This window comes from Sporolactobacillus sp. BBK16-2 (assembly GCF_059878335.1).
This window is the reverse complement of sequence record NZ_CM187611.1, coordinates 1,157,131-1,181,137: the sequence shown is the minus strand read 5'-3', so window position 1 is coordinate 1,181,137 and position 24,007 is coordinate 1,157,131. Positions and strand designations below refer to the sequence as shown.

The window sequence follows — 24,007 nt, the reverse complement described above, 5'->3', positions numbered from 1 at the left end:
AAACTTATCCTACGTTTTTACTTGGCATTTAATCTGTATTCTACTTGGTGGCATCCCTCTCTCCGATTTTTGTTTCAACCAATAAAAAAACCCGCCTTGAGAGAGGTGGGATTCGCCTCTCTCATCTGTCAGAAACATTTGTTTCTGAAGGAATTAGCACCTTTATTGCAACGATCTGCAATTAGGTTGCCGGGCATCATCGGGCCAGTCCCTCCGCCTCTCTGGATAAGAGTTTTTCTATTCAATTGAGTGTTAATAATTTACCACGCATAACTCAAGCTGTCAAACCATTTTTTCTCTTAACAGATACCCGATTATGCATATTAAAAAATCCAAGCAGATGTTTCTCTGCTTGGATCTTCATAGACAAAAATCAGGCATAACCCGCTATTCGAGTGTTCAAATAATTATAGCTGCTGTTCTCCCTGCTTTTAGCCGCCTCACCGACCTGAAAAGGATTTTGAAAGAGCGGTTTAAGTTGATTGGCCCTAAAGGACGCTTGCTCCGTAGATGGTCTGCTTCCTTGAGTATTATTCCGTTCTCTAATCAACGAATGCCATGGCAGTGAAACAGCTCCTGATACTTCGCGCATCTTCTCAGTGGATAATTGTTGGGCATCTTCAAGCGAGAGCGTCTTGCCGTACGCATTCGCTTGCAAATAAAGCAGATACTTTCCAACAGACAGGCCTCGTGCTTCGGCATCCTTTTTTCGTTCAAGAGATGCTTGAAGCCACTCAATTCCAATTCCGTTCGCTTGAAGGGATTGACTTGCTCCGCGATTAAAAGATGCGGTCAAGCCCTCTGTAAATACTGATTTTTGCGAGCGGCCGATTTGATTCGTCAAAACTGTTGTAACTAAACAAAGCGATCGCTTATCTGAAACGCCTTCGTTCCTCAGTTTTGAGAAGAGTGCTGAACTGAACTGCTGAAGAGGCATCTTTTGGACGACAGGGATACTCTGAAGCAGTTGTCTTGCTTCACTGTTTAAAGGCTGTACAGAGATAACCTGCATATTACGATCTACACTCGCTTCGATACTTGCCTTTAAATCAAAATACACATATGCAGCTACCGGCCCAGGAGGCGCATAAGTACTATGCGACAACGGAATAAAACAAAGCAGCGAAAATCCAAGTGCGATGATCGGCGTCAGTATCGATTTGGGAAGAAAGTTAAATCGGGCAAGGTGTTTGGAACGTACCGTTTGTCCAATAGAAAGATCAGCCATGCGTCTGAGCCTGACCGATTTGAAGTCGCCTTCATCAGTCAGAATGACAGCACGCCTCCCCTTTTTGGACACGAGTACACCCTGATTAATCAGTTTTCCTCCCCACCTTTCTCGGTCACTGAACCGTTTCTAATTCCGGTTCAATATATGACTTTAATGCACTGAACCCGCCAATATAGATCAGCGACAATGCTATTATATATTTTCGATTCCTTTCAATCGTTTTGCGGCTACACGATACAAATTGTAACAAATCTTTTATCGGCAGCTGCTTCTTTTTCTTTAAATAAGTTACTAATTCCTTGTGCTCAACCAGCCTTTTTGCCGATACTTTTGCATTTTCACGCGCATCCGCATGCTTCGGGCAATGCTTGCTCAACACATCAAATGTAATACCGTATTCGAGCAGCAGTGTTTGATAGCTTTCGATTTGCTCCATACGCTCGTTAATCCGCCGCTGCTCTTCAAAGTGATCAATAGCAGCTTGCTGTTCGATGAAACTTTCTTCCATCGTGTTTTCATCGGTCTGTTTTGTCTGATCCAAATAAATATGGCGTACTTGGCGGGATTCTTTGCGAATGAAATCAATAATTCTGCGTCGAATGACCATGTCTGCAAAAGTCAAAAACTTACTTCCCTGCCCTTTTTGGTACTGGTTAATTGCTTCGTTAAACGCAACTAAACCGATACTGAATTCATCCATTGTCTGATCTATAAAACGATTGCATACTTTAGAAACAACCTTTTTAATAAAAGGCTGGTATGATTCGATAATTGAGTTTCGCAAGGATTCATCGCCTTGCTGTACCTGAAAAATATTCGTTTCAAGCGAAATATTAAACGCTCCGCCTAATGTTAACTGGTTTGCGCTCATCAAAACACTCACCTCTCGCTTTGGTCTTTAAGTCTTTGATCAATTCCAAATGGTAAAAATCAAATCTGTTGACCATCTTTTTTTTACAATAACATGTCCCATGGAAATGTAGGACTATTGTCAAAAACTTTTGTTAATGTCCCATTGTTCGAGGATTTTGTCGAAAAAGCAAAAAACCCTTGCCTCATTTATACCATGCTTCCCTATTGAAAAGAAAGCGACAATCTGGTAACAAAAAGATGACAAGGATTATTAAACTATTTTGTGAGTGACTTTATAAGTGCCTTATTGCCTGCATATGCCTTTCGTTAACCGATCAATTTCTCATATGCTGCAGCATCCAGAAGATTATCAAAGCTTGACGCATCAACAGATTCGAGTTCAACCATCCAAGCTTTTTCATAAGGCGATTCATTAACAAATTCCGGTGAATCTTCAAGTTCCTCATTAATTGCTGCAACAACGCCGCTTACTGGCGCATAGAGTTCAGAAACCGTTTTTACCGATTCCACACTGCCGAATGAATCGCCTGAGCCAAGTTCCGCACCAATATCCGGAAGTTCAACAAAAACAATATCTCCGAGTTCTTTTTGAGCAAACTCTGTGATACCGATACGGACTTTACCATCCGCTTCTTTCTTAACCCATTCATGATCCTTTGAATACAGCAAATCTGTAGGTACACTCATTATTTTGCCTCCGTTTTCAGGTACTGGATATTCCTTACATCTTAACGATACTTCTATTATAGCGTAAAATTTGGCAGATAAAACAAATGAATTTCATTCACATTTTCAACGTTTCATCCATTCGTTTTCAAACAGTGTTTCGCTGAACCCAACCGTTGCTTTATTTTTGTCATAGACAAGCGGTCGTTTGATCAGCATACCGTCTTCAGCAAGCCATTCAAGCCATTTTTCTTCTGGTTCATTCTTCTTACGATTTTTAAAATCGCCTTCACGATAGTGCTTTCCGCTCGTGTTGAAAAATTTTCCGATCGGAAGCCCGCTTTTGTCAACCAATTGCCTCAGTACATCGTAGTCGGGCGGATGATCGGCAATATTGATTTCTTCATATGGAATTGAATGTTCATCCAGCCATTTCTTCGCTTTTCGGCACGTTCCGCATGGCGGATAGCTATACATGGTCAGCACTTTACTCATCCTTTCTCTTCCCCTAAATGATCTTCTTTTATTATACCTGCCGTCATGAACCATGCAAAAAACAACACAAAAAAACAGTTGCTTCAACCAAATTTTTTGATGCCGACCGGACATACTAACAGAGAGCACCGCCACCACAACTATATAGGAGTGTGAAAAACACATGAACATTCAGCAACAGAGCGGGCAGACTCCAATGAATTTCGCACAACCACCTGCGATTTTATCGACAAAGGATTTTCTTTACATTGAAGACATCCTGTCTTGGAACCTCGAGATCATTAAAAAAGCAAATGCTTACGCTTCATTGTGTCAGGATCAGGATGTGATTCAGGCGATGAATCGAACATGTCAGTTGCACATGCGTCATTATCAAAACATCCTCAATCATTTGGGTAAACATGTTCAAGCAACTGCGATGGCAGGGGGAATGGCACGATGATGGAAAAACAACCGGTACAATCCATGCCAATTCAAAACACAGAGACGCAAGTTCCTAAGACACCGCAGATGAATGATCGCGATTATCTGAATGATGTACTTCTTACGGAAAAATATCTGTGTACCTCTTACGTTCATGCGCTTCAGGAAGCCAGTCACCAATCGTTGTATCAGGATGTCAAAGGGGTTTTTGATCAGACATGCGATCATCAACGTGACCTCTTCAATTTGATGTTCAACAAAGGCTGGTACAAAATGGAGTCGCAAGATCCACAGAAAATCCAGCAGACACAGCAGCAGTTTATGCAGTATGCACAACAACAGTTTCCTAAATAAGCATTAATCAAAGCATGATCAAACCATCCTGATCTTATTCAGGGTGGCTTTTTTTCAAGCATGGAAAAGCTGACCAAAATAAAAGTTATGATGAAATCTTCTGACAGCTTGTTAAAAAAGGATGTCGTTTTATCGCTAATCACCTATAATTGAATGAAAGGAGGGGAATCAATTTGAGCAAGCGACTGATAACGATTGACGATTTAGCGGCATTTACTTTTGCCGGTTCTCCTGCACTTTCAGCGGATGGAACTCAGGCGGTCTATGTCGTAACGAAAACAGATGTAAAACGAAACGGATATTCTTCATCATTGTATTGTACAGATGGAGAACATGCCCCTAGACCACTGACCCATGCCTATAACGGAACGGGTTTAGAGAAACATCATAGTCCCTGTTTCTCCTCGGATGGAATGTATGTCTATTATCTTTCGAACCGAACAGGAACTGATCAAGTGTGGCGAATTCCTTTTTTGGGCGGAGAATCGGAACAAATCACCGATTTCGAAGATGGCACAAATGATTTTGCACTTTCCCCTGACGGGCACAAACTTGTCTGTCAAACAACATTAAAAGATAAGAAAGGCTCTGACAATCCGGATGTCACGGTGGTTACGCGACTCAGATATTTGCAGAACGGCAAAGGCTTTGTTGACGGAACAACAGCTCTGTATCTCCTCTCCATCGTAGACAAGCATAAGGAACTGATCACAAACCCACATTGCGACGCAGAACTTCCTGCCTTTTCACCAGACGGGTGCCGACTGTACTTCTGCATGGGTAATTCTCATCCGGATCAAAATGATTATCTTTTGGATTTATATGCTTATGATTTTTCCACGCGGACAACGGAACGCATTTATAAAGCACTAGGTTACATTGAGGATGTAAAAGTTTCACCGGACGGACAAATGGTTGCTCTCGCAGGAAATGAAGATGGAGAATGTACTCCGGAAAATATCAGTATTCTACTTGTGCCCGCAGCTGGTGGACCAGCAAAAAATCTAACTAAAAACGAACACCTGTCACTCGGCAGTTTTATTGGTACTGACGTTCGTTTTGATGCCGGCCACAATTTGATTCAATGGGCAACAGATGGTCAATCCCTAACATATCTCGTTCAAGACGGTGCAATCAGCGGATTAAAATCAATAACTTTAAATGGTGCAGTCTCTACCGTATTCATGCGTAAAAAAACTGTAATGACCTCATTTTCGATGAGCAATGACAAAATCATCGCAATTCTATCGACACCTCTTTCGACAGGAGATCTCTATTTCCTGGGAAATGGCGACACGATTCGACAAGTCAGCAATCATAATCAAGAGCTTTTCAAACAATTAGATTTGAATGAGCCGATTTCGTTTACATATGACGGTGCCGACAACTGGAAAATCGACGGCTGGGTGCTTATGCCCCCCAAAACCGCCAGAACTTCAGAAAAAGTACCGGTTGTTTTGGAAATTCACGGCGGACCGGCAGCTGCCTACGGCGACTCGTTCAACCATGAATTTCAATGTTTGGCAGCGCAGGGCTTCGCCGTCGTCTACACAAATCCGCGGGGGAGCCGCGGCTACGGTGCTGAATTCTGTGCCGGATGTTATGGTGACTGGGGCAGAAAGGACAAGATGGATATTCTTAAAGGACTCGATCACGTATTAGCGAATTTTCCGGAATGCGATCCTGATCGTCAATTTGTAACCGGCGGAAGCTACGGCGGATTTATGACGAATACGATTGTTGGGACAACGAACCGTTTCCGTGCAGCAGTCACACAACGATCCATCTGCAACCTCTATAATTTCTATGGAACGAGTGATATCGGCTATTACTTCCTTACTCGTTATTTTAATGGTGCTGATCTGTGGAACAATGAGGAAATGCTGATGCAACTTTCGCCGATTCGACAAACAAATCGAGTCAAAACACCGACTTGTATTATTCACAGTGAACAAGACCATCGCTGCCCGATTGAACAAGCAGAGCAATGGTATATCGCACTGCGCCGACTTGGTGTCGAAACACGCTTTGTACGAATAAAAGGAGAAAATCACGAGCTTTCACGAAGCGGAAAACCAAGAAATCGGCTTACTCGTCTTCAAGAAATCATCGATTGGTTTCAGCACTATAATTCGATTGCTTTGTCTCCCATTAAGTGATTGCCCCTTTAGCAAGACTTCATCGGAAGCAGCCGTCCGATCCACATCGGGCGGTTGTTTTTTTACACAAATAGGAAACATTCATGTCCCCCTTGAAGGGTGCTGGACACCGCTTAAATGAAAATACCATTGTGCTAAAGTACGATGATTACGTACAAAAGTATAAAATTATGCCGTGATGGCACTACGATTAGCGGCATTTCAGCACTAAGTTCATTTCAGACACGTAAGTGCGAGAGGCCTGCGGAGCGGCTCTGTTGATCGCAGGCCAAAGGAAACCCGCAGATATCAGCATGTCTGAGGAGGTCCTGAACTCCCGACAAGCGAGCAGCTGAAGTGTCGCTCAAATCACAAGGTTGATGGATCAAAGCTCCATTTGGAGTGAAGGAGCTTTCGCTAGTGTAAGGAACTTTCGCTAAATACGCATACGTCCTGTGAAAGTAGGTCCTGTATGCAACACGAAAGTCACCGCGTCCTGCGGAAGTAAGGATCGGGCTGTGCCCGGTTTTTCTTACAAGTAAAGAAAGTATAAGATTTTGTCTTGCTGGTATGATGATCAGCGTCATAGGATTCGGTTGGACGATCAGGTAAGCGCCTAATCTGAGAAATAAACGGAGAAATTCCGCTTAATTTGAAAATGAACGAAAAAAAAGCTTAAATAGACGGAGAAATTCCGCTTATCGAATCGAAAAACGTAAACATGGTAGGGTTTTGATTTGCATAAGCGGAAAAATTACCCTTATTTACCGGCGAAACAAGTGCCATGATGCATATAACCGGAAATTTTCCGCTTATTTTACTAATGAAGATCAGAATGCTTAATAGAAATAGAGGCGAGATGTAAGAACTTTCGTATGTTAGGACCGGGCGCTTTTTGCCCGGTTTTTCTTATATACTTAACTATTTCTTCTATAAAATGTCTGCAAAAAATAGGTTAACCAAACTCATGGGTAGATCTTCCACAAATCTGGTAACATCATGTAATTCAACCTTTTACCCCACTACCAATCTCCTAAACCCGAAACCTATTGACCAAGGAGGGAGTTACACAATGAAAAAGAAAGTAGTTGGTTTAACCATCGCAGGGATGCTTGCCCTGCCGCTCGTTATGGGAGGTGGCCAGGCACATGCGGCAACTCAAACAAAAGAAGAAATCTGCAAAGCTGCCGCAACAGACCTGCTCAACCCATGGAAATTGAAGGAGCAGCAAAATCCGAATTTGGAAGAGCTGCTGAAGAAACTCGGAATCACATTGGATTTCAGCCAAATTCAGGAACAGCTGGTGAATTTACCAGATGCAGATGCAGCTGAAAAGGCTGAAACTCCAAAGAAGGACGAAGACGCTCAAGCAGAAAAACCAGAGCAAGCGAAGCCTGCTGAACCGCAGCAATCTGAAGCACCGGCAAATTCTGAGAAACCTGCAGCCGATCATTCAGAAAAACCTTCGGACAACCAATCCTCAAACAGCGAAATGAACGCGTATGAGCAGAAGGTTGTTGATTTGACAAATCAGGAACGGACAAAAGCCGGTCTTCAGCCACTGAAGGCAGACAATAGCACTCTATCAAAAATGGCACGTGCCAAATCTCAAGATATGAGTGATAAAAATTACTTTGATCACCAGTCACCAACTTATGGTTCACCATTTGACATGATGAAAAAATTCGGTATCTCTTATAAATCTGCCGGTGAAAACATTGCCGCCGGTCAAAAAACACCTGAAGAAGTTGTACAAGGATGGATGAACAGTCCGGGCCACCGTGCAAATATTTTAAATGCAAGCTTTACTACAATCGGTGTCGGCTATGTTCAGGGCGGCTCCTACGGCTCCTACTGGACTCAGGAATTCATCGGTAACTAATCAACATCTATCACCACATTCAATAATCAACGATCCCAATAGAAAGCAGCGTTTCACTGTGTTTCACATGTGGACGCTGCTTTTTGCTTTGCTCCTTTTTACCTTCACCTAATCCGCCAGCAGAACATGTTCTGAAATCATGAATACACTGGTAAAGAAAACTTGCCGAGGCCGAGTCGTCGGATGCCAGTCGAACTTTGGCTTTTCTTATATTAGATTTCTGCTCTTAATTAGCTTTTATACTTTCTTTTTGTATATCAAAAAGACAACTTGTGAGCAGGAGGTGATCAAGTTGCGTTTGCATCCGCTTTACGTTGCTATTGGTGATTCACTAACTGTCGGAATTGGATCAACTTTCTTTCAACCGAACTTTGTTAAACTCTATCACCGCACACTTGAAGCCTATTATCAGACGCAGATTGAGCGACGTGTTTATGCAAGAAATGGAGCAACAACTGAGGAGATTCGTAATATACTTTCTCAGCCTGAAGTAGCTGAGTCGGTAAGTAATGCTTCATTCATTACATTGACCGGAGGAGGCAACGATTTTCTGAAGGCAGGAAGAATGTGGATGCGAACAGGCGATACGTCACCCATTATTGAGGCCTCTCAGGAGAGTCTGATCCATTTCGACCAGATGATCCAACGTATTGATACGCTCCATGCAAGCAACCCCAGCCCATTTATCGTTCGTGTGTTGAATTTGTATAACCCCTTGTTTTACATTCCAAATACCAATCACTGGCTGGAGGAATACACTAAACGGCTCACTGGTCTTGAACGCTATCCGTTTGTTCGCGTTGCCGATATATATCGTGCTTTTTCAGGACATGAACCGCAGCTACTCGGCTTCGACCACATTCATCCAAATCCAATCGGTTATCGCATCATGGCACAGATCACCGCGAATCTGGGCTTTGAATAGTTTCAATAACTTTTTTTCCGGCTGCTCATTCACAAATCCATTGCTTTCGGCTGATTTACATTAGAAAACTTGGCTTCGCCAAAACTTTGACAAAAGCGAAGACCTAGTATCCGGGTCGCCACAGGACGTGGCGTTATCCCGGATCGCTTATACTTTTTTATAGTACAAAAAACCGGAGCAATGCCCCGGTTTTTCCATTGGATTCATGCACGCCATTTTGGCGGCATATTCTTGCCCCAATATATCGTTTTTATCTCATGGTGCTGCTGAAAATCATCCAACGCCGTGTGATAATGAAAGTTAAAATAATAACCGTCAAGCGGCGGATGATCGCGCCGAACATGAAGTTTCAGGACCTCTTTGCCTGATTGCTTATTATACACATGCATGATCCGCTCGCCAAATCCCTGAGAAGGTGCATGAGTAACATCCAGTTCGCGAATCCATGCAAGGCTATGCACATCACCGATCTCCTGCAGTGCTTGAGCAAATGCAGGAACAATTTGTTCCGTGTATTGTCGATTAATTCGTTCCGTGATCCGTGATCCGAATTTAGTCGCACCCTGCTTTTCAGCTTCGCGTGCTGCGTAGCTTGAAAATCCGTCAAGCAAGTCTTCTTTGGAATCTTTCAGTTTCCAAGAATTATGACTCTCTTTTTTTGTTGCTAGTTCGGTTTCAAAACCAGAAGCTGCAACATCATTTCCTGCTTTTTGGACATTTTGCTTATCATTTTCCTTATCAAGGTAATGAGCAGGAAGAGTTGGGATAACCGTACCAAAGGTTAAGACCGCAACACAGGCGACCAAACTCTTTTTTATCCATTGAGGGATCACAGAACCAACCTCCAAACCAAACTTAGCTACACCTTATATTTCAGTTATTCGAATGCCGAACAACGAGTAGGTCAGTCACATAAAGATAAACTCAGTGCGAACAATTCCTAGTTCTTATTATACTAGAAATTTCTATTTTTTTCTCTAATATGAAAAAAGCCCCGAACACAATGGATCGGAACTTTTCTTTATACATTATCGAAATTGAAATCTTCATTAGTCAATGGTTCAATGTTCAGCGGAACAACATAATCGCCTTTTGTCGAGAAGAAGTCATGATTAATCGTGCTTGTATCGATTCCATTTAATACGATTTGACTCACCGGACGATGATCGTACTTGTCATCATAGCCTAAATTCTGCAAGGCACGGTTCGCGTTATAATATACATAATCCATCACTTCATTGGTTAACCCGATCTTCGTATAGATCTTTGCTGTATATATCTTCTCAACTTCAATTAATCGGTCAAGGAGCTCTTCTCTCTCATTGTCAGCTTTTTGGCGCTCTTCATCTGTAAGATCCTCACGATACAGACGTTGTGCGACCATACCCGTGAAGCTTCCGTGAATCGATTCATCTTGGATAATCTTGCGGATAATTTCACCGCTGGCGATCATGCGGCCCTGTCCTGATAAGAAGACCGGATAAAAGAAGCCGCTGTAAAAGGAAAAGCTCTCAAGAAAAACAGAGGCGCACATCGCCATATACCGTTTAAACGGTGTCACATTTTCCCGCTTATCGTAAAGCTGATTATACCAGTGTGCAATCAGACGGTATTTTTCCTGAAGTTCAGGTTGATTGTTCACCCACTCGCCTAAGTAATAATCCGTTTCCTTTGACGAAATCAACGTTGAAAAAATATGCGAATAGGATTTTGCATGAATATGCTCCATCATCCCCATCCAAGCAAAAACTGCTTGCTCATGCATATTGTCATGGTGAATGGCCACAAGCGGCATTCCGTTATCGCCTTGCTCACGATCAAGACCGGTGAGTCCGGAAAGCACTTCAACATAAGTTGCCCGCTCATCCTCATTCATTTTCGACCAGTCTGAAAGATCACGCGATACCTTAAACGCTTCCTCTGTCCAAAACTGGTTAATGTTTTGCTTCCAGTATACCTTTGCGATTTGATTGTCGCTGCTGTTCCAATTAATTGCCTTCATCGTAAATAATCCATCCTTCAATTGAACTTCTTGATCGTTAAAGCCTTAGAACGCTAATTGTGTTTAGACTGAGCAAGCCGTGCATTCTTCAGGCGACAAGAGCTGTGTTCGAGTATAGTAGAGAGATTTTAATCCCTTTTTGTGTGCATAGACATACAATCTTGCCAGTTGACGCGTGCTGGTCATGCTGTCGACATAAAGAATAGTCGATATTCCTTGGTCAACATGCGCTTGAATTTCAGCAATCATATCGATCACGCGGAACTGATTCGTTTGATACGCCGATTTGTAATACCACATGGTCTGCGGCGACAAGAACGGCATTGGATAGATTGTTTCACTGTTTCCGTATTTACGCCGTTCAATAACATTCACAACTGGCATGACCGAACTCGTTGCATTTTGCACATAACTGATCGATTGCGTTGGAGCGACTGCCAAACGATAGGCATTGTATAAGCCGTATTGCCCGACCTTTGCTTTGAGTTCTGTCCATTCTGCAGGAGTAGGAATATGAATACCCTTAAAGAGCTCCGCTGCTTTCTCTGTTTTCGGGCCGAAGAACTCATGCTCATATTTGGCAAAATACGTACCATCAGCGTAGTCCGATTTTTCGAAGCCCTTAAATGTTTTGCCGCGTTCTTTCGCGATCAGCATTGATTTTTCAATTGAATAGAAATTAACAAGCGAGAAGAACGTACGTGCAAAATCTCGAGCTTCTGCTGATTCATAGGCAAGCTGATTTTTTGCAAGATAGCCGTTTAAGTTCATCGCACCGAGACCGACAGAGTGCAGTTCACGGTTGGCAAGACTTACTCCCGGGGCGTTCGCAATTTCGGTCATCTCACTGACCTGAGTCAGTGCTTCAATACCTGCGTGTACCGAATCACGGATTTTTCCGGTCTCCATTACATTCACAATATTAAGTGAGCCGAGGATGCATGAAACATCGCGGCGAATGTCGTCAGGAACATTATAATCGTTAATTGTTGATGTCTCCTGCAGTTGAAAAATTTCAGTGCAGAGGTTCGACATCTTGATATCCCCTAGACGATGGAGCGGATGATTCTTGTTTGCATTGTCTTTATAGAAAATATAAGGATATCCGGATTGCATCTGCATTTGAGCAATCAAATTCAGAAATTCGCGTGTATCCGCGCTCTTCTTTTTAACAGCAGGATTAGCAACAAGCTTATCGTACATTTCATCCATATTCATATCATCAAGATGCTTTCCATATTCTTTGAAAACGGTGTAAGGTGCAAACATATAAAAAGGTTTGCCTGCCTCGGCAAGTTCAAAGAATTTACCCGGAACAATCAGACCAATCGACAATGTCGAGAGACGAATATCTTCATCAGCATTTTCTTTCTTTGTATCAAGGAATTCCGGAGCATCCCAATGAAAGATATTCAGATATGCTGCACCCGCGCCAGGCCGCTGTCCCAACTGATCCGCATAGGAGAATCCGAGTTGTAGCTTGCGTGCGACCGGAACTACACCTTTGGCGACACCCTCAACCCCTTTAATCGCTTCACCGCGTGCACGTATCTTTGAGAGATTAAGTGCAACACCGCCGCCGATTTTCGACAGCTGTTGAGAGGTACTCTCTATGTAATTAATAGAATTGAGCGAGTCATCCGCTTCGATCAAAAAGCAGGAAACCATTTCGCCGCGGCGTGCTTTTCCTGCATTAAGAAAAGTTGGCGTTGCCGGCTGATAGCGCTGCTCCATCATCGCACGCATCAAGCGAACGGCTAAATCATAATTTCCGCGCGCTAAGAACAGAGAAACAATGGCAACTCGTTCATCATAATTTTCAAGATAGTGAGATTTGTCATTGGTTTTCATCGCATAGTCACGATAAAATTTACTCACTGCCATGTAGGATTTGAACTGGAACTTATAGGCGACAGCCATCGAATGAATCTGTTCGATTTGCTCATCACTGTATTCAGCAAATACGTCATAATAATAGTGCTCGTCAACCAAATGGTGAAGCCGATCAAGTATACCATTAAAATGAATCGTCTTCGCGTGCACTTCCTCCATATAGACCTCAATAGCCTCTTTGTCTTTATCTAAACGGTAAAAACCGTCATCTCCGCGTGTCAGCACCTCATTGTTCAATTCAGTGTAAGACTTTGACTTTATCGCTTCGTTCGGCAAGTGCCTTCACCCTCTCTCGAAATTCATTGACATCTTTCTCAGTACCACCAAGCTCGAATTTATATAAAACTGGTACGTGGAACAACTCTGCAATTACATCTGCCGCATGTGCAAAATTATGACCCCAGTTTCGATTCCCGCTTGCTGCCACAGCAATGAGATATCTTCCGTTTCTTTTTAAATAGTCTTTCACTTGATCCGGAGCGTCACCAAATCCAATAGTATTTGTCACCAAAACATAAGGTTCATCAATAGGATCAGCACTGCTGATCGGTTGATGAGCGAGTCCTGTTTTAGCGAGAAACCTTTTGACGTTTCCTGTCATTGTTGCATATAAGATGCGCAAGCGAACGCTCCTCCTTCTATCAATGCAGTGAAGGTTTCAGCCACAAAAACCACTACATATAGTTTATGTTAAATAACATACCACAATATATAGTTATTTTTCAAGTGCAACGATCTATTACTTTAAAACGATATCTTTAATCATACGGCATGTCTCTCAGTGATTCAACACGTAAAAAGCACAGAAAAAGAGAGTACATTAATCTTGTTTGGCAAAAAAGCACCAGTGACAAGGGAAAATGCCTCTCGAACATTTTAGGATATTTTTTTATTTTATTCTATTTACTCATCTTCCGGATCAATTGATTCGTTCGTGTGCCCTTTAATTGGTGTAAAGGTTCGTTTTTCTCGAAGCGAATGATCACGACGAATGGTTCGCTGCTCTGCAAGTTTTGCCAGATGCTCCTGAACATTGAACGGAATTTTCCCTCGTCGATCCGGCTTCTCATAACGATGGTCACTGCCAAGCACACGCGTCTTCACATTGTCTCTCATCATTAAATCAAACAGGTCAATAATTGTTGTTTTAATTTGCTCATCCTCGATAGGAAACATTAGCTCGACACGTCGATTTAAGTTTCTCGGCATCAAATCTGCGCTTGCAAGAAAGGCCAGAGTCTCGCCTCCGTTGCCGAATAGATAGATTCGACTGTGTTCAAGATAACGACCAACGATCGAATGAACTTCTATCCGGTCGCTCACACCTGGTATACCTGTTCGAAGGCAGCAGATACCTCGAACAAGCAACTGAATGTCCACGCCTGCTGCCGATGCTCGATATAAGGCTTTGATAATGCCTTCATCCGACAATGCATTCATCTTTGCACGAATAAACGCAGGTTTGCCGCTTTGCGCATTCTTGATTTCCGTATCAATTAAATCGAGCAGACTGTTACGCAGCCATAGAGGTGCAATCACCAATTTATGAAAATAAGGAGGTTCTGAGTAACCGGAAAGCATGTTGAATACATTGGATGCATCAATACCCATCTGCTCGTTGCAAGTCAAAAGGCCCATGTCGGTATAAAAATGAGCAGTGATATCGTTATAGTTGCCTGTTCCAAAGTGCATGTAACGTTTAATACCGTCTTCTTCTCTGCGCACAACGAGCGCCATCTTGCAATGCGTTTTCAATCCGACCAGTCCATAGATAACATGACAGCCGGTTTTCTCCAGCTTCTGTGCCCAGTTAATATTATTTTCTTCGTCAAATCTCGCCTTCAGTTCAACGAGTACGGTCACCTGCTTGCCATTCTCAGCTGCCTTTTCCAAATAACGAATGATTGGAGAATTTCCTGAAACACGGTACAGAGTCATTTTAATGGCAAGCACGTGACGATCTCTTGAGGCTTGCCGAATCAGCTCAATCACCGGATCAAACGATTCGTACGGATGGTGGAGAAAAATATCTCCTGCACGCATGGCATGAAAAATGGAATGCTCCAGCAATTCATAGTGGACAAACGGACGATGCGGCGGATAAACCATGTCGCCCGGCTCTTTGATTTGTCCGGCAAGCTTTGATAAAAAGGTAAGGTCGATGGGACCGTTAACCCGATATACATTGTCAGCGCTGACTGAAAGCCGATCAAACAGCTTGGTCACGAGGCGTTCACTGATTCCCGCCTCCACATCAAGATGAATGACATTGCCTCGTTCACGAAGCCTTAGCTGTTTCTCAATTTCTTTCAGCAAATCCTCCGTGTCCTCTTCATCCACTTCAAGATCCATATCACGCATAACGCGGTAACATGATGCTTCATCAAGCTCATAACCAACAAAGAGCTGATTAAGATGCCTTCGAATGATGTTTTCAAGCAAAATAAAGCTTGTATGTCCTTCGCGATCCGGAAGCTTAACAACGCGCGGCAGCACGTTTGGTACCTGAACAGTAACAAATTCGCTTTGAGACGCTTTGCTGTCCTTTTTATGAATAAACGCCGCGATGTTGATACTTTTATTTAAAATCAGCGGAAAAGGACGCGACGAATCGACTGCCATCGGTGTCAGAACCGGATAAACTTCTCGGTTAAAATAATGGTCAATAAAATCAAGCTGTTTCTGGGAGAGTTCGTCTATATCCAGAATATGAATCTTATTCTCGTTAAGCATCTTCTTCAGCATTCGATTATAAGTCGTATACTGTTGATTGATCATTTGATGAGCCTTGGCGCTGATCGCTGACAACTGCTGATCTGCCCTTAAGCCAGAGGCATCCGGTTTGTTATAGCCTACGTTGACCATATCAATCAAAGACGCGACTCGCACCATAAAGAACTCGTCCAAATTACTTGCTGTGATTGATAAGAATTTTATCCGTTCGAGCAGCGGATTATCTTTATCTCTCGCCTCCTCAAGCACTCGCTCGTTAAAAAGCAGCCAGCTTAACTCACGATTGCTGAAATATTCCTCACGATCAAAATTATCCATTGCCATCCACCTATCCTCTTAAAATCGGTTTCAATCCAAATACTTCTTCAAAATAAGCCGCTTTTTCTTTAAACGTCTGCTTTTCCAGTGAAAGGTCATCATCAGAGCGGGCAGTAATTGTGACTTGATCGTTTTTCAATGAAACAGCGATACGCTCCACCTTTTGCTGACGGCTGTCATCCAGTGCATCAGCAATTCTTAACAGCGCCGCAAGCTTTGCAGCAATCAGTCTGCTTGTCGTAGGAAGCTTCCGAAAAGCAGACGAGTTGCTCGACGGCGTCTCCGCGCTATGATAGCGCGCGATATTAGCAATGATATCCCGTTCATTTTCTGAGATGCCGATGATTTCCGACGATTGAATAATGTAGTAAGAATGTATATAGTGGGCGTTCATATCAATGTAACTCCCAGTATCTTGCAAAATTGCAGCAAGCTGTAAAAGAAGTCTGTCCCTTTTATTCAGACCGTGCAGCCGTTTCAACCGATCAAATAAGTGAAGGGCAAAATTTTCAACACTGTTAATATGCTCCGTGTCGCAATTATAGCGTACAGAAATATTTCGAGCAGAAACAATGATGTCCTCTGTAAACGAGTGATCCAAAATATTCTTATGCATTTGTAATAATTCATGAACAATAATCCCATCGGCCAGATCGGCATCCGAAAGAATAATGCTTTCGGCTCCTGTAATCTCCAGTGTCATCTTCAAGATCATAGCAGATGGAAGCAGCTGCGATGCTGAATCGTAGGGCAACGTAAATTCCTTGGCCAACACCTGAGGAGGAATGGTCAAGATATGCTGATATAAATCATCGAAACGTTGACGGCTGATTATCTCGTCGCTTCCGCTCATAAACGCTTGTTTAAACGCGAGCAGATCGGTACCGACCAGCACAAAGTTGCGAATTGCGACTCCTTTTGGGGCAAATTGATGATAACCATCAATTTTACTACGAATATAATCCTCCATAATTTCCACAAAATCACCGGTTTTACTTTCCAAGTCACCAAGCAATTCACGGATACGAAGCGGACCAAGCTTGATATTTCGAGAAAAAATAAAATGGCCAGCATTATACACGGTCAATTGCATGCTGCCCGATCCGATGTCGATCATCATGGTGCCTTGTTGGATCAAGTCGCTGAACGTATCCGTGTTATAAGCGACAGCCTGATTATGAAGAAAACGCTCCTCAGCATTCGCCAGCCATTCAACATTGAGGCCGGTTTTAATTCGGATTTGTTCCTTTACATATTCAGCGTTTCTCGCCTCTTGAACCGAACTTGCTGCGACAGCACGATAATTGGTAACGCCGTAATCATCCAAAATTTGTACAAATCCGGCCAATTGACGGCAAGCCTGATCAACCGTTTGAAATTCAATCATCCTGTGGTTATAAATATCCGCGCCAATTGAAACGTCAGCTTTAACGTACTCAACGATCGACATTTTGGTCAGATCGGCAATTTTTAGAACAAGCGTCTGCAGCCCAACTGTGATCGATGCGAACAGTTTATGTCTCGCCACCGTCCTCACCCCATAACCTTAATCTCTTTTTCCAAATTCAAACACTTATTTCTTATTATACGGTATATTTCACTCTGTATGAGGAGCCGTTTCTATAATTTACAAAAATTTTACGTCGAAACAATGCGAAATTTGTCGCTTCAAAATAAAGATCAGATATTTTTGAATTAGGTTTTAAAGGATTTTGTTGTTCATACAATTTATTGGTTTATTCATGAACGGTAAACAACATAGTCGTTTCACATCACATGAATTAGAAAAAAGCCGACAAATGTCGGCTTTTATGAATGATGAATTTCACAATGAACTATTTATGAAATGATTTATTTGTGAAGCAAAGACAATTTCTTATCCAAATAAAGATCAACGGCAGCCGCTGCTTTGCGCCCCTCTTCAATCGCCCATACAATCAAGCTTGCTCCACGGCGAACATCGCCCGCTGCAAAGATACCTTCCTGGCTTGTCTGGTAGCTGCGTGAATCCGTTTCGATCACACGGCCTGAGGCGTCTTTAGTTACTTTGAAATCCTCAAATATTTTGTCTTCAGTGCCTTGGAAACCAATGGCGATGAGCACAAGATCGGCCTTCCAGCTTTTTTTAGCTGCATCATCCGTATCTTTCTTAAATGAACCGGTGATCAGCTCCTGCACATGTCCATCGGAATTTCCAATAAATTTCTGCGTTTCAACATAGTATTCACGCGGATCCTTTCCAAGTACCTCTTCAGCCTCTTCATAAGCATAATCCACCGAGAAAACATTTGGATGCTCCGGCCACGGATTATTGGCCATGCGTTGAGTTGGAAGCTTGCCGTGTTTGCCAAACTGAACAACACTTTTGCATTCTTGACGAATTGCCGTTGCCACACAATCTTCGCCTGTATCTCCGCCACCGATCACAATCACATGTTTTCCCTTTGCATCGAAATCAGGCTTTAGCGCTTCGCCATAGAGCAGGTGACGATTGCTTGCAGTCAAATACTGCATTGCCGGTGAAATACCCTTCAATTCGCGACCCTCGATCGACACCTCACGATGCTTGCCTGCGCCTGTGCAGAGAATCACTGCATCATAGTTTTCTTTTAGCGCTTCGACGCTGACTGTGTTTCCTACATCCGCATTTGTTCTAAAAAGAATACCTTCTTCTTCAAGCAAATGAACGCGACGGTCTACGACATCCTTTTCAATTTTCATGCTTGGAATACCATACATCAGCAAACCGCCTGGACGATCCGATCGTTCAAAAACAGTCACCTCATGACCAATTTTATTTAATTGGTCTGCGCAGGCGAGCCCCGCAGGTCCTGATCCGATCACAGCGACCTTTTTGCCCGTACGCCGTTTCGGCGGTTTCGGTACGACCCATCCTTCTTCAAAGGCACGGTCGATAATTGCTCGCTCTATGGATTTAATCGAAACCGGATCACTGACAAAGCCTGCGGTACATGATCCTTCACATGGAGCAGGACAGGCTTTCGATGTAAATTCAGGAAAATTATTTGTTTTCGCCAGACGGTCATAAGCTTCCTTCCAAAGCCCATGATAAACAAGGTCATTCCACTCAGGAATTAGATTGTGGATGGGGCATCCGGTTGTACCTCTGTTTATTGTGGTACCAATTTGACAGTAAGGAATACCGCAATCCATGCAGCGTGCCGCTTGCTCTTTTGCATCCTTTTCCACCAATGGAATTTTATATTCGCCCCAGTCATGCACACGTTCAACCGGCTTGCGTTCTTTTTGATTCTTTTTCTCTATATTCAGGAAACCCATTAATTGTCCCATAGGTAAACTTCATCCTTTCAAAATTTGTCCGCTGCAAAAGTCGGCGTCTTGAACTCAAACCGGTAAATAAGTGGAATTGCGCACACTTAAATTTCCTTGCTTTTTCAAGTAGAACGCTTGCTCCTTGGCTTGTTCTCCGGTCAATCCCTGCGATTCATACCGCGCAATTTGTTCAAGTATTGCTTCGTAGTCGCGCGGAATAATCTTGATCATTCGTTGGATGGATTCTTTCCAGTTCATGAGTACTTTTTTGGCTTTCGGACTGCCGGTATGATCCAAATGATTCTTAATCAACTGATAAACCTCATCCTGCTCCTGCTTATCCGTGAGCGGTTCGATATTTACCAATTCCTTATTAATTAGAGGAATCAGCTGATCACGTTCACCATCAGGAAGAACATAAGCAACACCGCCGGACATTCCAGCAGCAAAATTTCTTCCGATTGCACCAAGGACGACAACCCTGCCTCCGGTCATATATTCACAACCGTTCTCGCCGACTCCTTCGACAACAGCCTTAGCCCCGCTGTTGCGCACGCAAAAACGTCCGCCGGCGGTACCGCGCACATAAGCTTCACCGCTCGTTGCGCCAAACAAGGCAACATTTCCCATCATTGCTTGGGAATCTGAATCAACACCCTCAAGCTCTTCTGACTTAATAACTACTTTTCCTCCCGACAGTCCTTTGCCGACATAATCATTGGCATCTCCCGTCAAGATCATCGTTACACCTTTCGGAATGAATGCCGCAAAACTCTGTCCGGCACTCCCGGTAAAGGACAAAGTAATAGTGTCTTCAGGCAAGCCCTTACCTCCGGTCGAACGTGAAATGAAATAGCCAAGTGTCGATCCGACGGTTCGGTCGGAATTCTTTAATTTATAGACAAGTTGCACCGGACGCTTGTTTTCAATCGTCGGCAGACAGGTGGCAACCAAATTACGTTCGTCAAAACGGCGCTCGACGTGGTGCTCTTGAGCGCGGGCGAAGTAGCGTTTGGAAACATCGCTTTCTGCCTGATAAAGCAGGTCGGAGAGATCCAATGTGCGTGCTTTCCAGTGACTGTGTACTTCTTTTTTAATTCTGAGCAAATGCGCCTGTCCAATGACTTCATTAAGCGAACGATATCCCAGTTCAGCCAATTGTTCACGAATATCCTGAGCAATAAACGTCATAAAATGAACAATGTGATCCGGATTGCCCATAAAATTCTTGCGCAATTCCGGATTTTGCGTTGCGATGCCGACAGGACATGAATCAAGGTGACACGCGCGCATCATCAGGCAACCGAGAACCACAAGCGGTGCCGTAGCGAAACCGAACTCTTCCGCACCGAGACAAGCAGCAATCAAAACATCGCGCCCCGTCATCAATTTCCCATCAGTTTCAAGACGAACACGATCACGCAGACCGTTTTTCATCAAGGTTTGATGCGCTTCGGCAAGTCCGATTTCCCATGGAAGTCCGGCATGCTTAATACTTGTTTTGGATGCTGCGCCAGTCCCGCCGTCATGTCCGCTGATCAGAATTACGTCAGCTTTCCCTTTAGCAACACCAGCAGCAATGGTACCGACTCCGCCTTTCGCAACCAATTTAACGCTGATTCTCGCCTTTGGATTACTAGACTTCAAGTCATAGATCAATTGCGCCAAATCTTCAATTGAATAGATGTCATGATGCGGCGGCGGTGAAATTAGAGCAACCCCTGTTGTTGCATGACGGGTGCGGGCGATCCAAGGATATACTTTGCCGGCAGGCAGCTGTCCGCCTTCACCGGGCTTTGCACCTTGTGCCATCTTAATCTGCAGTTCGTCTGCTTCAGAGAGGTAATAGCTTGTTACCCCAAAACGTGCTGATGCTACTTGTTTTATTGCGCTGCGGCGCCAGTCGCCGTTCTGATCATGCGTAAATCGATCGGCATCCTCGCCACCTTCACCACTGTTGCTTTTCCCGCCGATACGATTCATTGCAATCGCCATTGCTTCATGTGCTTCTTTGCTGATCGATCCGTAGGACATTGCACCGGTTTTAAACCGTCTCAGAATGTTTTCAACAGGTTCAACCTCTTCAAGAGAGATCGGCTTTCGATCCTTTTCAAAAGTCAGCAAGCTCCGAATGGTCGAGAACGGCGCTTTGTCTACCATTTTTTTATAGTCTTTATACAATTGATAATCGTTTGTCCGTGCTGCCTGCTGAAGCGTATGCACAATCAGCGGTTCAATTTTATGCTGTTCCCCGCCTTGGCGCCATTGCATTGTACTGCCTGGGTCCAATGGCTTCATTTCTCCTTGTAGGCATTCCTCAACAGCCTTTTTATGGCGCAACAAGGTTTCCGTCTCAATTTCTTCCAGCCCAATACCGCCGATCTGTGATACCGTGCCCTTAAAATATTTATCAATAAGAGCATTTGACAAACCAAGCGCTTCAAACGTCTGCGCTCCACGATAACTTTGAATTGACGAAATGCCTACTTTAGACATGATTTTTACGATACCGCCAACGAGTGCTTTAATGTAATTTTGCTCCGCTTTTTCCTCGGACAGATCCAAATGATTCGATTTAATTAAAGAATGAACGGTATTAAGTGCCAAATACGGATGAATGGCATCGGCTCCATAGCCAAGTAATGCGGCTACCTGATGACTGTCTCTCGGTTCGCCTGAATCAACAATCAAACTGATTTGCGGCCGTGTTCCCTGATTGATTAAATGATGATGCAACGCACTGACCGCAAGAAGAGACGGAATCGGCAAATGATTTTGATCCACATCCCGATCCGAAAGAATAATCAACGACACATCATCATGGATCATTTCGTCCACATGCAGAATCAGCTGATCCACTGCTTTGGAAAGTCCGAATTTGCCCTCTTCGGCAAGATAAGTCAGTGCGACCGTACGCGTTTTTAATTCTTGGTGTTGAAGATCCTGAAATGCCTTTCGATCAAGGATTGGGTGCTTCAACCGAATTTGCGATGTCACATGCTTGCTTGGTTCAAGTAAGCTGATTTGCGGGCCAAGCCATGTTATTTTCGACATCACCCGTGCCTCTCGAATGGCATCGATCGGCGGATTTGTTACTTGTGAGAACCACTGCTTAAAGTAATCAAATAACAATTGCGACTTATTGGACAAGACCGCGAGCGGTGTGTCATTGCCCATCGAACCGGTTGGTTCCTTTCCTTGTTCCGCCATAGGCTGAATGGCTTTCGTTGCGTCTTCATAGGTATAGCCAAACACTTTTTGTTGAAAAAGACGCTTACTGTCGGGAAGAAGTACCCCGGTTCCATGCTGTCCGTTTAGCTTGATTACCGATTTTTTCAGAAGATCCGCGTAATGAATCGATGAACAGATTTCTTTCTTCAACTCATCGCTCGGTACAATACGCCCTTTTTCGGTATCGATGAGCAGCAGCTGGCCCGGTTTCAGATGACAGCGTTCTCGAATGTTTTCTGGTTTCAGATCGGCGACACCTACTTCAGACGAGAATACAACTTTATCGTCATTCGTGATGTAATAGCGTGCCGGTCTGAGGCCGTTGCGATCGAGAATTGCTCCAATTTGTTTTCCATTACAGAATCCAAGTGCCATAGGACCGTCCCATGGTTCCATCGTTCTGCTATGAAATTCATAGAAGTCACGCAGATAATCAGGGAGTCCGTTATCTCCCTCCCAAGGCTCAGGTACCATCATCATTACCGCATGTGGAAGTGAAAAACCATGATAGGTTAAAAATTCGAGTACATTATCAAAAATAGCCGAATCACTGCCCTCAGGATCAATAATCTGAGGAAGTTTTCCGTCATTTAAACGTTTCGCTTTGGCATTAAACCAGCTCATATTGCCGCGAATTGTATTGATTTCTCCATTGTGTACAATCATCCGGTTTGGGTGGGCTCGTTCCCAGCTTGGGAAGGTATTTGTGCTGTACCGTGAATGGACTAAGGCAAGCGCTGAAACAAAGCGTTCATCCTGCAAGTCTGTATAAAAAGCCGAAACCTCTTTTGCCCGAAGCATACCTTTATAAACAAGAGTTTGGCTTGAGAGGCTGGCAACATATATTTCATCATTAAGTTTTGCTTCAATGGCTTTTCTAAGCAAATACAATTTCGAATCCAGTACCGGCCCTGCGTCTTGATTCGCCGTGCCGATAAACATTTGGTACATATATGGCGCCTTGCTTCTTGCCAAACGGCTGATTTCGTTTTCGTCGATTGGAACATCGCGCTCGCCGTATATTCTTAGATTTCGTGCAGCAATGCAGGCTTTAATTTTGCCGATTGCAACCAATCGGCTCGAACGATCCTGGGGCATAAAAAACATGCCGACACCATAATGTCCTACAGGGGGAAGCTCAAAATCGCATACTTCCTGAAAATAACGGTCGGGAATTTGAACCAAAATTCCGGCTCCGTCGCCTGTTTTTCCATCGGCAGCCTTACCGGCTCTGTGATCGAGCCTTGCCAGCATCTCCAGCGCAGTCTTGACAATCTCATTAGACGCACGCCCTTTAATATCCGCGTACATACCGATTCCGCATGCATCATGTTCAAATTCCGGGCGGTAAAGTCCTTCCGGTTTCTCTCTCGTCTGAACTTTGCTCATCATAAACCTCATCCTTCCTTCTGTTCGCAATCACGCATCATATCTGTGTGAGTTTTCTGAAAACGTATTTTTTATCTCTTTATTAGGCCAAAAGTATGGTGATTTAATTTTACTCTTTCAATATCAATCTTTACAATATATAATTTAGAATAAATCAATC

The 24,007-nt window shown here is 43.5% G+C and carries 17 protein-coding genes and 1 riboswitch; of the genes, 5 read left to right on the top strand and 12 right to left on the bottom strand.

Translation table 11 applies throughout. The features are described from left to right. Window positions 1–118 precede the first annotated feature (118 nt). Window positions 119–232, bottom strand: a riboswitch (SAM riboswitch). Window positions 233–373: 141 nt separating this feature from the next. The 4 genes from AC6F33_RS05915 to AC6F33_RS05900 form a co-directional block, all read right to left on the bottom strand. Beyond that, window positions 374–1,318 (bottom strand): anti-sigma factor domain-containing protein, encoded by a 945-nt coding sequence (locus AC6F33_RS05915; RefSeq protein ID WP_480952867.1) that lies wholly within the window; start codon window positions 1,316–1,318, stop codon window positions 374–376. A 25-nt stretch (window positions 1,319–1,343) separates the two neighbouring features. After that, window positions 1,344–2,102 (bottom strand): RNA polymerase sigma-I factor, encoded by a 759-nt coding sequence (sigI, locus tag AC6F33_RS05910; RefSeq protein WP_255746930.1) that lies wholly within the window; start codon window positions 2,100–2,102, stop codon window positions 1,344–1,346. A gap of 308 nt (window positions 2,103–2,410) precedes the next feature. Beyond that, on the bottom strand, window positions 2,411–2,791 hold the full coding sequence (gcvH, locus tag AC6F33_RS05905; protein WP_255746928.1) for a glycine cleavage system protein GcvH: 381 nt from the start codon (window positions 2,789–2,791) through the stop codon (window positions 2,411–2,413). Window positions 2,792–2,896: 105 nt separating this feature from the next. After that, window positions 2,897–3,265 carry a Spx/MgsR family RNA polymerase-binding regulatory protein gene (locus tag AC6F33_RS05900; protein WP_255746926.1) on the bottom strand — a complete coding sequence of 123 codons (369 nt, stop codon included), beginning with the start codon at window positions 3,263–3,265 and terminating at the stop codon, window positions 2,897–2,899. A 163-nt stretch (window positions 3,266–3,428) separates the two neighbouring features. On the opposite strand from AC6F33_RS05900, the gene AC6F33_RS05895 reads away from it, so the two are divergent. From AC6F33_RS05895 to AC6F33_RS05875, 5 genes are all read left to right on the top strand, one after another. Continuing rightward, entirely contained in the window at window positions 3,429–3,707 is a 279-nt protein-coding gene (locus tag AC6F33_RS05895; protein ID WP_255746924.1) for a hypothetical protein, read from the top strand. Continuing rightward, complete coding sequence (locus tag AC6F33_RS05890) at window positions 3,707–4,042, top strand: spore coat protein (RefSeq protein WP_255747088.1); 336 nt, start codon at window positions 3,707–3,709, stop codon at window positions 4,040–4,042. The genes AC6F33_RS05895 and AC6F33_RS05890 overlap by 1 nt, the downstream gene beginning before the upstream one ends. A gap of 173 nt (window positions 4,043–4,215) precedes the next feature. Then, complete coding sequence (locus AC6F33_RS05885) at window positions 4,216–6,201, top strand: S9 family peptidase (protein WP_500777976.1); 1,986 nt, start codon at window positions 4,216–4,218, stop codon at window positions 6,199–6,201. Window positions 6,202–7,252: 1,051 nt separating this feature from the next. Continuing rightward, window positions 7,253–8,062: a CAP domain-containing protein gene (locus AC6F33_RS05880; RefSeq protein ID WP_255746920.1), complete on the top strand. Its 810-nt coding sequence runs from the start codon at window positions 7,253–7,255 to the stop codon at window positions 8,060–8,062. A 292-nt stretch (window positions 8,063–8,354) separates the two neighbouring features. Continuing rightward, on the top strand, window positions 8,355–8,987 hold the full coding sequence (locus AC6F33_RS05875; protein ID WP_255746918.1) for a GDSL-type esterase/lipase family protein: 633 nt from the start codon (window positions 8,355–8,357) through the stop codon (window positions 8,985–8,987). A 203-nt stretch (window positions 8,988–9,190) separates the two neighbouring features. On the opposite strand, the gene AC6F33_RS05870 is transcribed toward AC6F33_RS05875, so the two are convergent. The 8 genes from AC6F33_RS05870 to gltB all read right to left on the bottom strand — a co-directional run bounded on the left by AC6F33_RS05870 (window position 9,191) and on the right by gltB (window position 23,850). After that, window positions 9,191–9,820 (bottom strand): YpjP family protein, encoded by a 630-nt coding sequence (locus AC6F33_RS05870; protein WP_255746916.1) that lies wholly within the window; start codon window positions 9,818–9,820, stop codon window positions 9,191–9,193. Between the two features lie 188 nt (window positions 9,821–10,008). Continuing rightward, window positions 10,009–10,989 (bottom strand): class 1b ribonucleoside-diphosphate reductase subunit beta, encoded by a 981-nt coding sequence (gene nrdF, locus AC6F33_RS05865; protein WP_255746915.1) that lies wholly within the window; start codon window positions 10,987–10,989, stop codon window positions 10,009–10,011. Between the two features lie 63 nt (window positions 10,990–11,052). Further along, entirely contained in the window at window positions 11,053–13,158 is a 2,106-nt protein-coding gene (gene nrdE / locus AC6F33_RS05860; protein ID WP_255746913.1) for a class 1b ribonucleoside-diphosphate reductase subunit alpha, read from the bottom strand. Next, entirely contained in the window at window positions 13,121–13,504 is a 384-nt protein-coding gene (nrdI, locus tag AC6F33_RS05855) for a class Ib ribonucleoside-diphosphate reductase assembly flavoprotein NrdI (RefSeq protein WP_255746911.1), read from the bottom strand. Before nrdI ends, nrdE begins: the two co-directional genes overlap by 38 nt. 281 nt (window positions 13,505–13,785) lie before the next feature. Continuing rightward, window positions 13,786–15,939 carry an RNA degradosome polyphosphate kinase gene (locus AC6F33_RS05850; RefSeq protein ID WP_255746910.1) on the bottom strand — a complete coding sequence of 718 codons (2,154 nt, stop codon included), beginning with the start codon at window positions 15,937–15,939 and terminating at the stop codon, window positions 13,786–13,788. A gap of 4 nt (window positions 15,940–15,943) precedes the next feature. Next, window positions 15,944–17,461 (bottom strand): Ppx/GppA phosphatase family protein, encoded by a 1,518-nt coding sequence (locus AC6F33_RS05845; RefSeq protein ID WP_255746909.1) that lies wholly within the window; start codon window positions 17,459–17,461, stop codon window positions 15,944–15,946. 323 nt (window positions 17,462–17,784) lie between these two features. Further along, on the bottom strand, window positions 17,785–19,245 hold the full coding sequence (locus AC6F33_RS05840) for a glutamate synthase subunit beta (protein ID WP_255746908.1): 1,461 nt from the start codon (window positions 19,243–19,245) through the stop codon (window positions 17,785–17,787). A gap of 54 nt (window positions 19,246–19,299) precedes the next feature. Further along, window positions 19,300–23,850, bottom strand: a complete 4,551-nt coding sequence (gene gltB, locus AC6F33_RS05835; protein ID WP_255746907.1) for a glutamate synthase large subunit — start codon at window positions 23,848–23,850, stop codon at window positions 19,300–19,302. Between the last annotated feature and the right edge of the window lie 157 nt (window positions 23,851–24,007).